We start from the raw sequence: 13001 nt of genomic DNA, 5'->3' as shown, positions 1-13001 counted from the left end.
TCCTTTAAAATGGTGTTTACAACAAACCCATCTTTTAGGAGCTGATCTTTTGTCTAGTATAACCTATTCCGAACGAATTAAAATCGAAACCTTTTGTGAACTAGGGCTGTCCAATATCCAAATGGGCGTTCGGCTGAACCGATCACCGTCAACAATTTCTTATGAATTATCTCGATGTCAACCTTATCAGGCTGAATTAGCACAAACAGATGCCGAATACAAGCGATCACGATGTGGTCGGAAAACTAAGCTGAGCGATGAGTTAAAGCAAACAATTCTCAACCATTTACATCTAAGCTGGTCACCAGGAATGATTGCTCACGAATTTAAACTAGCGACTAAATCTATTTATAATTGGCTAAATCAGGGGAGAATTGGTTTCTCCTTGAATGATCTACCTGAACATGGCGTACGCCAACGGCGTAACGTTGACCAACGATCCAAATATAATCAATCTTTGGGGCGATCGATTGAACAGCGTCCCATGATGATTAATCAACGTAATCGCATCGGTGATTTTGAACTAGATACCGTCGTTGGCCCTCGTGGGCATAGTAAGGCAGTTTTATTAACTTTAATCGATCGCAAATCACGGTTCCTTTGGGCATATCGGTTAAAGGACCGAACGACAGCGAGTGTTAATGAAGCACTGACTAAGTTCCTAACAACTTTTAATGGACCGGTGCACAGTTTTACTGTGGACCGTGGTACTGAGTTTAGTGGGCTAGTATCATTTGAATCACAATATGGTATTAAGACCTATTACTGTCATGCTTATACGCCAGCTGAACGTGGTAGTAATGAACGCTTTAATCGGAATTTACGTTATTTTTATCCTAAGGGGACTCGTTTTGAGCACATTAGTGCTCAAGATTTAACGACGACGTTACTCCAAATTAACCAGAGACCGCTTAAAATACTTGACTGGAAAACACCGTATCAGGTTATGCTGACCAATTTGTCCAAAAATTCGGATTAAATTTGCAATCTACCAAAAGCACAATAAAGCCATCTAACTACCGCTTCGAAACTGGATTTTTAACATACTCGGCTATTGCCGGCAGATTACGGTATGCTCCGTTTAAATCCATGCCAAAGCCGACCAACCACACGTTAGGAACCGTCAGGCCAAGATAATCAATGTGAACTGGCGTCACGCGCGTCATTGGTTTGTCAGCCATAACCGCTATCTCAACACTTTTAGCACCTTGAGCCAATAACCAACGTTTTAGAAAAAACAAAGTATTTCCCGTATCAATAATTTCGTCCAATAAAATGATATGACGACCCGTGATCGAAATGGTCGGCTCCTGAAGCATTACCGGCTCGCTCTGTTGTTCGCCAGTATAGCTGGTGACAGAGACAAAATCGAGATCAGAGGAAATCGACAACCGTTGACTGACAGCAATTGTCCACTGAGCGGCGCCTTTCATCACACCGATAAGCAGTGGATTTGTTGCCTTATTTTTTTCACTGATCTGTTTAGCAACAGCAGACGCCATCACCTCAACTTGATCAGGTGTCGCAAAAATTTGACCAATATGGTCATCGAGTAGCGTTTTCAGAGATTCGTTGTTCACAATTAGATCCTTTCTGAGTGTCTCACTCGTTACAAAGACTGTTTAATATTCAATTGCGGTGACGATATCGTAACCCGAATTCTTTACGTGCACAAGTCAAACCAGTAATAACTAAAACAAAAAAGTCTGGCAGGAAATTTCTTCCTGTCAGACTTCAATAGTCGCCTGCCCCTAAAAACGATTAATTCACCAACGTGTTTAAAATCGAAACCTGGGACTGCTACGTACTGCTAAGGATGTACCATTATTCCATCAGCATCGTAGCCCAATTTAAGCTGTTTTCGTTGAGTTGATCATGTTTTCACGTCCTAGATAATGAAGACGGTAGTTAGCCTGCTGTGTGGCATTAATACGATCCAACGCTAACTTAGCGGTGTCATATGAAACGTGGTCAAGAATTGAAACCCATTGTCTCCCGTGGCGAACTTCAACATTCCATTCCCCACGTGTTTGCATTTTATAAGTTTTCATAGGTGACCTCTTTTCTGCGCTCTCAAAACAATTATCGACGCCAGTTCGCCGACAGTGAGAACCCCTGTTTCTTTACTGGAATACTCAGTCTAAACATTCTCAGAACAAAGTAAAGCAAAACGCTCACGGCCTGTAGCTAGCAGACGAGTGAGCGCTTTCAATAAATAAATTCAACTTTTGAATAAGACTAGTGCAAAATTACGGATTATTCACCGTAGCTTTCAGTATCCTCATCACTAAACCCATTAACAATCCTAAAATTAACATTATCATTTGCTTTTAACAATTTCGCGACTGGACACTGATTTAAAGCATCATCCAAAACTGCCTGGGCATCCTCTTGATTCTCATTTGGAAACATAATCTGAGCGTCAACAATAAACTTATATCCCATCGTATCTTTAACGATATCAACCCTTGTTCGAACCTGAGTATCTTGTGGCATGTGGCGTTGCTGCTCAACAATGCGTAACGTTGCGTTAAAACAAGTGCTCAGTGCAAATCCAATAAACTGTTCTGGGTTAGTGCCCGACGCGGAAACTAAAGAGCTACTAACACCTAACGACAAACCTTCATTGCCTTCAACAAAGCTTTGCCCAACTAAGCCGTTCTCATTAACCACGTGTGTGTGATAAAGTGAACCTTCAACTGCCATTGTAATGCGCCTCCTATTATTAAACATCTTTGCTTGACTACACAGCAAATCTACCGATATTCATAAGGAATCGCAATTAATCATCATTCAGAAACTATCAGCAGGCTTTTTTGCTCGAGTGTAGTTGATAACGTTTCCGTACAAATCAGACATTAAATGGACAAGTGAACTCAATTTTGCAGTTTTCTCAAGCACAATTGTCATATACATTTTTAATAATTGTCTATAGCATAAAGCATATTAACGGTCTTTGCACGTGATGACTCAACTGATCGTCAGTAATGTCGGCTTTTGAGTGAGTTTATGCCGTTTTATGGACTTTGTCGTTTATAATTAAGTATAATTATTAGTAGACCATAATATGAAAGTTCAAACTAAACAGATAAAGTAAGGAAGTAAATCCGTTGTCAAAACAAGTCATCTCAATTATTGTTCCTTGTTACAATGAGGAACCAACAATTCCACTATTCTATCCGGCAGTTCAAAAAGTTTTTGTCAAACTACGCGAACAGTTTCCAGGCTTCGAACCTGAGTATTGGTTCATTAATGATGGATCAACGGATAACACATTAACTGAATTGCGCAAATTACAGCAACAAGATGCGGATCACGTGCATTACGTCTCCTTTTCTCGTAATTTTGGGAAAGAATCGGCTTTGTACGCTGGTCTACAACACGCTACTGGTGATTTTGTTGCTGTAATGGATGTCGATCTGCAAGATCCTCCCGAATTGCTTATCCAAATGCTATCGGGTATTGAAAACGAGCATTATGATATCGTTGGTTCTCGTCGCGTTACACGCAAGGGTGAACCGCCAATTCGTTCCTTCTTCAGCCGCGCATTCTACCGAGTCATCAATCGGATTTCCCAAACGCACATTGTTGAAGGTGCTCGCGATTACCGCTTAATGACGCGTCAAGTTGTCGATGCCATCTTATCAATGGCTGAAGTTAATCGTTTTTCAAAGGGAATTTTCAGCTGGGTTGGCTTCAAAACAAAGTACATTGAATTCGAAAACCAGGATCGAGTCGCTGGTGACACACATTGGTCATTCTTTCAATTGTTTAGCTATTCTCTAGAAGGCATCATTGATTTTTCTGATGCGCCTTTATCCATTGCCTCATATACTGGATTCTTATCTTTCGTTGCCGCCTTTTTCGCGCTAATCTTCATCGTCATTCGTGCACTTATTTATGGTGATCACACCGCTGGATGGCCATCACTTGTATGTATCATCCTTTTAATCGGCGGGCTTCAATTATTCTGCCTAGGAATTTTAGGTAAGTATGTGGGTCGACTCTATTTGGAAAGCAAGCATCGTCCAATCTACATCGTTAAGGAGGAAAAGTAAGATTCCAAGTCAATATTCGCAATCGTCCAAACCTAAAATCCCTCAAACTATGAACCAGTATGGCCGTCAACGTTTTCAATACGATATGACGGCTTTTGTCGTTCCAATGATACTTGTTGGTTTAGTATTTTGGGCACTAGGCATTACGCCATTCGGCAGTCATAACCTCCTAATAAGCGACATGGGGACACAGTATGTTGCTTGGTTAACACAATTCCGGCATGCAATTACGACTGGTCAATTCTCGTTCTATTCGTTTAGTCTATCTTTGGGCGATAATGCTTTTCCGTTAGTTGCCTATTACATGTTAAGCCCGTTTAATCTGCTGTTGTTCTTCTTCCCAGCCAATCAGGTGCCACTGGCAATAACTTTCATCATCTTATTAAAAGTCGGCACTATCGGCTTTAGTATGAGTTATTATTTGCGCCGCGTGTACCATAATACCAACTGGCAAAACCTCATTTTTTCAACAATCTTTAGTCTTAGCGGTTTTGTTGCGACTTACTTTTATGACATCATGTGGCTGGACGCCCTTATTTTATTGCCGCTGGTTATTCTAGGTCTTCGCCGATTAGTTAACAACAAAGGCACGGTCCTTTACTTCTTTGCATTGTGGGCTACGATCGTCACTAACTATTATTTAGGCTACATGACTTGCCTGTTCGCGTTGACCTATTTTGTTTACTTTACATTTGATCAGCAAACGGAAAAACGCTCATGGAAACAATGGTGGCATCACAACACTCAAGCAATCAAACGATTTTTGATTACCTCTGTCTTGAGTGGTTTAAGTACCCTATTCGTCCTGATACCTACACTATTGGGCATGCTTAAAACGAGCAAACAGAGTCTATCGTGGCAGGCCTTCCTGCCTACGCCCCAGTTCGGTTTAGATGCTTTCGCACAGCTTGGTCTGAATGCAGCTGACTATCCACAACGCTTAGAACATGATCCCAGCATCTTTGTGGGCAGCTTTGCACTGTTACTCGTACTTTTATTTTTCCTAAATAAGACCATTACCAATCATCACAAACGAACAACCGGTGCCTTACTTGCCTTTCTTGGGCTCAGTATGTTTTTGACACTGTTCAACACTATCTGGCACATGATGCAACAGCCGAACGGATTTCCGTTTCGTGACGCCTACTTTTTCACATTTATCGTTGTGATTAGTGCATACGAAGCTTGGCAAACAGGCGCTTTCAAACAAACTAGGTTAGTTATGCGTGCGGTATTGATTGCGATAGTGCTGCTAGCCATCGGTTATCTGACAGCCATGATTGTGCAACCAATCGTGCGTCGATGGGATGATTTGGCGAACTTTTATGTCAGTCCTAGGTACTGGTTGATTGCAACAGGATTTATTATCTGTATTGCCAGCTTACTCATCTTATATAACAACCAGCATTGGCACCGTTTAGCCCTTTCTGGTATTGTTCTTGTCACTGTACTTGAGTTATCCGCAAACTTCTATTTCGGTCTCAAACCTGCTCAATTGGGGAATCAAACCATTTATCAAAAAAATTTCACGATTGAAAAAAACTATTTCAACAAAATCAGACGTGCTAGTCATGCCTTTTGTCGAGTCGACAACAGCAACTCATTAATTAATGCCGCATTTGGAGAGACGTATAACAATTACAATGACCCGCTGCTTTTCAACAGTCATGGTATAGATTTATATAGTTCCACCTTGAATGAATCAACACGTGTCATGTTAAATCGACTTGGCTTTTATAGTAAAAATGAGCGTCGAATCAGTTCTGAGGGTAGTACTCACCTGACCAATGCACTATTTGCAGTGAAATACCAGTTGCAGATGACACCCCATGACTATGATCTTATTGTCCACGACCATGCACTGCCGCTAGGATTTGCCGTGAACGAGAACTTATTGAACGTCAAACTTAAGGGTGGCGTAGCCTTAGAAAATCAAAATAACGTTTGGCAGGCCATCACCGGACGTAATGTACGTTATTTTAAATCAGTTAATGTCCGGCGCACGGGCTATGAGTATAAAAACAAACAGTACCGTTACCAGTTAATCATCAGACCAACCGCCACCGGTACGTTGTATGCCTATTTCCCTAATGTTAGCGTGGCAAACGCCAATATTCACGTTAATGGAACTAAGAAAACAACACGGTTAGATGTCAGCACACAGGCAGTACTATCATTAGGACATTTCACAAAAGATGAACGTGTCCATATCAATTTAACTAGTAAAACACCGCTAACACATCTTTCGCAATCATTGCAGACACTAGACCAACGATCCTTTAATCAGTCCCTGATTGACCTCCATAAATCGACATTCAAACTTGATCAGGACTGGCGGCCAGATCACTTGCAAGGTACGATAACAGCTACCAATAAGAAACCATTACTGTTTCTGAGCATTCCTAAAGACAATGGTTGGCATGCTTATGTTGATGGTAAGCAGGTATCAATTGCTAAAGTTGTCGGCAACCTCAGCGCTATAAAGTTGACGCCAGGCGTACATCGCGTACGTTTAACCTACCGGGCACCTGGTTTTCGTTTAGGACTTATCATCAGCCTCTTAAGTTTTGCCGGCTACATCTTGTTCTTGTGGCTCCGTTTTCGTAAAAGAAGCGCGTCAGTCTAAACAAACCATGAATAAATCAAGTTTACAATAAACGACAGTCATCAAAAAAATCATCGCTAAGCAGACAAATTGCGTTTGCTTAGCGATGATTTTTTAACATGATTAACGTGTTGTAAGGTACGTATATGTTTGATCTTCATTTTGTTTAAACGTGAACTCATGATCACGATGATCGTTAGCGCGCCATTTCGACACTTCATAGTGCGTCGTAGTAGACATTTGCAATCTATTCACCACAGCTTCAATCAAATATTGATCATCCGTGTAGGTTCCGCGTAAAATGTTCTTCAACTCAGTTAAAAAAGTTTCTGCATTTGTAATCACGTGCAATCGCTCCTTTTTAGTCATTGGCAATAGGATACAGATTTCACACGTCAATGTCCATTAAAATTTTGATTAAATCACTCAGTTTGTAATTTTATTGTCAAACCAAATTTCAGGGTAATATGTTTAGTTCGCAAAGTAATCCTCTTCATCCCATTCATTAACTGACACTTGTGTCAAGGGCAGTTTAAAAATGTAGGTTTTCGGCAGAAAGAAATGTAGGTTTTCGGCAGTTACTTGAGGCCACGTAATCGGTAAGATTTACCAGTGATCTTCACTACGTGAACATGATGAACCAAGCGATCGAGAATGGCTGCTGTCACAGTTGGGTTCTGGAAAATATCAACCCAAGCGGATAGATCACTATTGCTGGTAATGATCGTTGAATGCTTTTCATAGCGGGCATTGACTAGCTGAAATAAGAGGTTAGCTTCTTGGTGACCAATTGGCAAATACCCAATTTCATCAATAATTAATAGGTCATAGCGCGAATAGCGGCTTAGAGATCGATCAAGCAGTCCTTTTTCGTAAGCTGCTCTCAATCTAATCAACAGCTCATGACAATTAATAAAGAGAACCCGACAGCCCTGTTTACAGGCCTCAATCCCAATACTAATTGCCAAGTGGGTTTTACCGACTCCCGGATTGCCAATAAAGATTAAGTTTTCAGACTTTTCCATAAAAGCCAGATTCTGGAATTCCAGAACCTCTTGGCGATTCATACTGGGTTGAAAGCTAAAATCAAATGTATCTAGGGATTTTGTATTGGGGAACCGAGCACGGCCAATGGCCCGTGCAATCTGACCTTCGTGTCGATTCTGGAGTTCCGAATTAGTTAAATCAATTAGCGCCTCAGTTAATGACAGATTATCAGTGTGAATTTGATCAAGGTAATTCGGCAAGTATTCACGGATTTTGTTTAACCCTAAGCGCTCAAGATTATTTAAAAGAATTTGATTATTAGTGGTCATGGTAGCCTCCTATAAGTTGTCGTAATCAGTCATATGTTCACGAATGTAAGCTGAAATGTCTTCATCTGTCCGCCCTTTAAGCAAATCAGATTTGAGGATATTGAACTGATCTTGGGGGTCATAATTCAGCGAATTGGTAGTTATGGAGTGCGTACGAATTTCTTCTCCGTTATAATAAATGTGAATGCGCTGCTCATCATTGGAGATTTCAACAGCAACCGTACAACCAATGTATCGCGGATCTACTGAGTACTTACATTTGCGGAAATTGATCATGGCCTCCTTCGAAACGACACGGGTAATGTTTTCTTCGAAGTATGGTTCAAGGAGATTAACTGGAACGCGATGAAGGTACTCTTTTTCTTCGTCTAACCATTTCAGGTACGGGACTTCGTCCGTGGCCTGCGAAGTTTCATGATTTAGATCATCTCGGAGCATATGAACTAGTTCGATTAGCTCAGTTCCATCAGCAAATTCAGTATTGTATGGCCGTAAACGTTCAACCGTGCGAGCAAGGGCTTCAACTGCACCTTTAGTTTGTGGTCTGAATGGTCGACAAGCAATTGGTGTGAAACCGGCATCTTTACAGAATTCGTGGAACCGTTCGTTAAAGACAGCGTGGCCAAACTGGGATTTTGTATGATCCACAACGGTTTTCATATTATCAAACCAGATTTCCGTCGGAATACCTCCGGTATGAAGGAAAGCGTCGTGTAAGCAAGAAAAGAGGGTATCTTGGCTCCGATCAAAGGTTAGTGTCATATATTTGAGTTTTGAATAAGGCAATACATACAAGAAAATATTGAATTTAAACAGCTCACCCTCGCTGCTCACTAGGGCCATTTCTTCTTTCCAGTCAACTTGAGCAGAGAGACCAGGGGAATGTTCAATCCGAATGGTAGCTTTCTTAACTCGTTCTCGGCGGGTTTGGCGACAATAATCTTTCACGAGGGTATAGCTGCCGGTAAAGCCCTTCTTCTGGATAAATTTAAAAATTGAAGCAGCCGAACAATTTAGTTCAAGCTTTGAATCGATGGTTTGCTTGAATGGATCCAGTAAACTTGGCCGTTTCGGTCGACCACTTGGTCGGCCCTTAAGTCCAGCTTTGACTTCCTCATAGGCTTTCTTAACGGTTCGATAATCAACATTATATTGCCGGGCAATCTCGGCGAAGTTAGGCTTAATATTTTCAGTCACGTAAATCGTCACTCCTTCTCTTAAATCACGTCTCACATCAAATTCCTCCTACACTCTGATGTGATTCATGATACAAAAAATGTAGGAAAACCAACAGTTCTAACCTGCCGTTTTCCTACATTTTACGGGTGCCTTTTACAACTTGTTTTAAAACAAGTATTTTTACCAGCAATAAATTCAAATTTTGGCTACAATATGCCTATTAAACTTAGAAAAAGATAAAGAGGCGCAAACATGAAAAACGTACGTCAGCCGATTTATGAAACTCTCCTAATTGGCACATTATTGGCAGGTGTCGGTGGCTACTTGGACGCTTACACCTATATTCTTCACAACGAAGTGTTCGCCAGTCTTCAATCGGGGAATGTTATCTTACTGGGATTAAATTTAGCCAACGGTCATTTTGCTAAAGCAATCACATACATTATTCCAATCTTCTGCTTCACACTGGGCGCTGGGTTAGCTAACTTGGTGGAACAATTTTTTCACCGTCCCGGAGCCGTAATTTGGCAGGAACTTAGTATCATTGCCGAATTAGTTGGTATTTTAATAATCGACCTGTTCATTGGCTTTATCCCCGGTTCATTTATTACTAGTGGTCTATCCTTATTTGCTGCCTTTCAAGTTCATACATTTCGGGTCATGAATAATCATCCATACAATACAACCATGACCACTGGTAACTTAAGAACTGTCGGTGCAGCATCGTTAAATTTGCTCTTCCGCCGCGGCAAACTAACCACTAACTGGATTTTATTAAGAGATAGTTTTTGGGTGGCCGCTAGTTTTGGCATTGGCGCTTTCATTTCCACTAAACTAACAAATGCTATCGGACCACAGGCCTTGCTAGGCAGCGTCTTGATTCTAATTGTTGTACTCATTTTAATGATTTGGGATCAACGCGGTGGGACTGCATAAGCGAGATTAGAACAAAACGCCTTAGCTTGAATCTTAGCGTAACGGCAACAAGCCATTTTTCTTCAACTGCCAAAGTTCGCGCGGATTAAAAATTTACCGCAAATGCGAGACATAACACTGCGTTTTGCTTGTCTAACATAAAAATGATGTTCATGGGAGAAAGCACCCATAAACATCATTTTTATGATACCTGAGAAAACCAAATCGTATTAGATCCCGCTCTGCTTAAAAAATTTTCATATCTGTATATTTTGTTGGCAGATTATTGAAGTCATATGTGGCAAGTCCCTGTTTAATCTTGTCCCCTGTATACATTGCCGTCAGTGAACGCACAAGCATCAGGTTAAGCTCATTTTCTGGATGAAACTGAACCATGATTACCGGAATGTGCCATGCCCAGGCAGCGCCTATTTCAAAAATGGTACCAGCATCAGGTTCGAGATTTTGCTCTTCATATTTATAATCTAAAATCGCAACAACGACATCGGCACGTTTGACCTGACGCATGTCGCTCGCAAAGACAGAATCTTGCCATTCAAATGAGCCAAATTCTAGACTTTCCTCTTGGTGTTCTTGTGGAATAAAAATACCATCTGCATCAATTGTTTCATTTTGACGTAATGATGTCACCACAGTATCAATACGATCCCGTTGTTCATCAGTGAAAAACGGACTAGCAAGGTAAACGCGGCTTTTATACATGAAAAATCTTCCTTTCCTAAACGGCAATATTACGCTATTATACCGGATTCTGTTTGAAAATGGACGATGAAATATAAATCATTCTTATTGCTGAATTGAAAACGGCTTCATTTTTTCAGCAACATGACTTTACCTCTGCCTCGACAATGCTATACTTTAGTTGTTAACAACGTAAATAGTTAACTGTCCAACCCTGACGACATTAAAAGCTGACTAATTGTGTGGAGGGATTTTCATGGATAAAGATGAAATTATGGACAAGGCTAAAGATCTTGTAAGCGGCGGCAATATCGACGACGCAAAGTCATTTATCGAAGATCACAAGGACGACCTTGGCGACTACTATGACCAAGCTAAAGACTTGCTTGGCGGTGGCGCTTCCGGCATCATGGATAAGCTTGGCGGCTTGTTTGGTGGCAACAACGACAATTAGGTTACACGTCAATTTAGAATTCGAATTGGCCTTATAAGCAAAAATAGACCCGCTAATTACTAGATTAACAGTAATTAGCGGGTTCTTTATGCTGAATAAAAAATCAGAAAAGCAACTTGTTCAGTATTTTAAATTAGGACCGCGGGTTAATCAGAATGGCTCGACAAGATAACATTTTGATCCGATCAAATGGAACATCCTGCTCGTTAATTAGACCATTATTAAGTGCGACCACATATTCAATGACTGGGGTATATGCATAAGACATCAGAACTTCAAAGGTCACCGGCACAAAGATTCCGTTTTCAACACCATTTTGGGTTAATTGTTGAATCGGCTCGTAACCTAAATATGACTCTTCAGCTGTAATCCCTAATTGTTTTAAAATCGGTGATTGATTAAACTCACGAATCAACAGCATATTTTCAAGATGATGTTGCGCATAGCCATATACTAACGCCATAAACTTATCCAATTCAGCAGTTGGATCTCCGTTAGGATCAAACGCAGTAATGACTCTGGCAACATCCGCTTTGCGATCCAAATAGAGCGCTTTTAGCATGTCGTTTTTATCTTCAAAGTAAGTATAAAGTGTTCCTGAAGCAATTCCTGCTTCTTTCGCAATTTTACTTAGCGATACGGCAGCAATACCCTCGTTCATCATAATTTGACTCGTCGCCTGAAGAATTCGTGCTCGCTTCGTTTCATCTCTGCCACGCATTAAAACGTCTCCCCTAAATGTTGTTTGATAAACTGCCAAGCCGCTTGACGTGTCTCAATCGCTTCTGGCAACTTAGGTTCCCAATTAAATCCATGCCACATGCCTTCCCGAATAACTGCAGTCACCTCGACATCAGCGTGACGCAACTTTTCGCTAAAACGAGCGACATTGCTGAGCATTATATCCCGAGTGCCGGTGCTCATAAAAGTCGCGGGGAACCAGTCGCCAACCTCCCCGTACATGGGAGAAACGATTGGACTCTTCGGATCATTAGCTCCAATATACGCTTTTGCCAAACGAAGCGCCATTTTGGCTGAACCAACATCACGTTTTTCGTTAAAAATCGACGAATCCCCATTACCAGAAATATCCAATGCTGGACAAAATAATACCATCGCTGCCGGCAAACGTAAACCTTGCGCATGAGCCTGTTCGACCACTGCCGCCGCGATGCCTGAACCTGCTGAACTACCCATCATCACAATCGGACGATTTCCAACCGCCTCTATTAAACCTCGATAAAAGCTGAGCACTTGACTAACGATTTGCGGAGCCTGTGCCTCAGGAGCTAAGTCATAATTGACCGAATAAACTGGCAACGCTGTTTTGGTTGCAGCTAACAAAGCTGTTCGTTCACGGGCCGTCCCCATAATAAAACCACCGCCATGAATATTCAGAATAACTGGGCCATCTTCATTGACGCCTGCTCTGATTATCCTGAGACCAGTAACGTCATTCAGTGCCAGTGGCGTTGTTGTTAAATTTCCATCCTTGATAAGACTCTGTTCAATAGGATCTTCACCAGACTGAAACTGTGTACGAATTCGATTGATGAGGCGTGGCGTAATTTTAATGAACCCCGGTAAATTGAAATACTTAAAACCGGCTAACATTTTTTGTGCCGATGGTGAAACTGTTGCTGCCTGTGCTGTTTGTAATTTTGTCATAGTGATCTTCCTTTATTAATTGATTGATTAATTATTAATTGAACATATCTTAATCGATCAATCAATTAAAGTCAAATATAATTTTCACACAGTCATAATAGCTG

Annotated in this window: 14 protein-coding genes; 5 read left to right on the top strand and 9 right to left on the bottom strand. The window is 41.1% G+C overall.

Translation table 11 applies throughout. The features are described from left to right. Positions 1 to 49: 49 nt before the first annotated feature. Positions 50 to 979 (top strand): IS30-like element ISLpl1 family transposase, encoded by a 930-nt coding sequence (locus ABUE36_RS06520; protein ID WP_096109805.1) that lies wholly within the window; start codon positions 50 to 52, stop codon positions 977 to 979. 37 nt (positions 980 to 1016) lie between these two features. On the opposite strand, the gene ABUE36_RS06515 is transcribed toward ABUE36_RS06520, so the two are convergent. From ABUE36_RS06515 to ABUE36_RS06505, 3 genes are all read right to left on the bottom strand, one after another. Next, the gene (locus ABUE36_RS06515; RefSeq protein WP_421017426.1) at positions 1017 to 1580 is read right to left on the bottom strand and encodes a phosphoribosyltransferase; all 564 of its coding nucleotides are present in this window, start codon (positions 1578 to 1580) and stop codon (positions 1017 to 1019) included. A 270-nt stretch (positions 1581 to 1850) separates the two neighbouring features. Next, on the bottom strand, positions 1851 to 2051 hold the full coding sequence (locus tag ABUE36_RS06510; protein WP_421017425.1) for a hypothetical protein: 201 nt from the start codon (positions 2049 to 2051) through the stop codon (positions 1851 to 1853). Between the two features lie 205 nt (positions 2052 to 2256). Beyond that, positions 2257 to 2706, bottom strand: coding sequence for an OsmC family protein (locus ABUE36_RS06505; protein WP_421017424.1), 450 nt, complete (start codon positions 2704 to 2706; stop codon positions 2257 to 2259). A 404-nt stretch (positions 2707 to 3110) separates the two neighbouring features. Between ABUE36_RS06505 and ABUE36_RS06500 the strand changes: the two genes are divergently transcribed. Both ABUE36_RS06500 and ABUE36_RS06495 read left to right on the top strand, forming a co-directional pair. Next, a complete protein-coding gene (locus tag ABUE36_RS06500; protein ID WP_421017423.1) occupies positions 3111 to 4058 on the top strand; it encodes a glycosyltransferase family 2 protein in 948 nt (315 codons plus the stop codon). A 49-nt stretch (positions 4059 to 4107) separates the two neighbouring features. Continuing rightward, positions 4108 to 6684, top strand: a complete 2577-nt coding sequence (locus ABUE36_RS06495; protein WP_421017422.1) for a YfhO family protein — start codon at positions 4108 to 4110, stop codon at positions 6682 to 6684. Positions 6685 to 6786: 102 nt separating this feature from the next. Here the strand turns inward: ABUE36_RS06495 and ABUE36_RS06490 are convergent, their stop codons facing one another. The 3 genes from ABUE36_RS06490 to istA form a co-directional block, all read right to left on the bottom strand. Beyond that, positions 6787 to 7008 (bottom strand): DUF5960 family protein, encoded by a 222-nt coding sequence (locus tag ABUE36_RS06490; RefSeq protein WP_017261707.1) that lies wholly within the window; start codon positions 7006 to 7008, stop codon positions 6787 to 6789. A gap of 233 nt (positions 7009 to 7241) precedes the next feature. After that, entirely contained in the window at positions 7242 to 7979 is a 738-nt protein-coding gene (gene istB / locus ABUE36_RS06485; protein ID WP_014386885.1) for an IS21-like element helper ATPase IstB, read from the bottom strand. A 9-nt stretch (positions 7980 to 7988) separates the two neighbouring features. Beyond that, entirely contained in the window at positions 7989 to 9212 is a 1224-nt protein-coding gene (gene istA, locus ABUE36_RS06480) for an IS21 family transposase (protein WP_003555353.1), read from the bottom strand. 198 nt (positions 9213 to 9410) lie between these two features. Here istA and ABUE36_RS06475 point away from each other — a divergent pair, with 198 nt between their 5' ends. Beyond that, positions 9411 to 10094 carry a YoaK family protein gene (locus ABUE36_RS06475; protein WP_178942638.1) on the top strand — a complete coding sequence of 228 codons (684 nt, stop codon included), beginning with the start codon at positions 9411 to 9413 and terminating at the stop codon, positions 10092 to 10094. Positions 10095 to 10319: 225 nt separating this feature from the next. On the opposite strand, the gene ABUE36_RS06470 is transcribed toward ABUE36_RS06475, so the two are convergent. Continuing rightward, on the bottom strand, positions 10320 to 10796 hold the full coding sequence (locus ABUE36_RS06470) for a nucleoside 2-deoxyribosyltransferase (RefSeq protein WP_421017421.1): 477 nt from the start codon (positions 10794 to 10796) through the stop codon (positions 10320 to 10322). A gap of 253 nt (positions 10797 to 11049) precedes the next feature. On the opposite strand from ABUE36_RS06470, the gene ABUE36_RS06465 reads away from it, so the two are divergent. Then, entirely contained in the window at positions 11050 to 11229 is a 180-nt protein-coding gene (locus ABUE36_RS06465) for a hypothetical protein (protein WP_404825466.1), read from the top strand. 133 nt (positions 11230 to 11362) lie between these two features. Here ABUE36_RS06465 and ABUE36_RS06460 read toward each other — a convergent pair whose 3' ends face one another. Then, on the bottom strand, positions 11363 to 11950 hold the full coding sequence (locus ABUE36_RS06460) for a TetR/AcrR family transcriptional regulator (RefSeq protein WP_421017420.1): 588 nt from the start codon (positions 11948 to 11950) through the stop codon (positions 11363 to 11365). Further along, positions 11950 to 12897 carry an alpha/beta hydrolase fold domain-containing protein gene (locus ABUE36_RS06455; protein ID WP_421017419.1) on the bottom strand — a complete coding sequence of 316 codons (948 nt, stop codon included), beginning with the start codon at positions 12895 to 12897 and terminating at the stop codon, positions 11950 to 11952. The genes ABUE36_RS06460 and ABUE36_RS06455 overlap by 1 nt, the downstream gene beginning before the upstream one ends. Positions 12898 to 13001: the final 104 nt, after the last annotated feature.

Origin of the sequence: Furfurilactobacillus cerevisiae, assembly GCF_048961765.1 — a bacterium.
Lineage (GTDB): Bacteria > Bacillota > Bacilli > Lactobacillales > Lactobacillaceae > Furfurilactobacillus > Furfurilactobacillus milii_A.
Note: the sequence above shows the minus strand (reverse complement) of the source record. Positions and strands in the feature narration are given on the sequence as shown.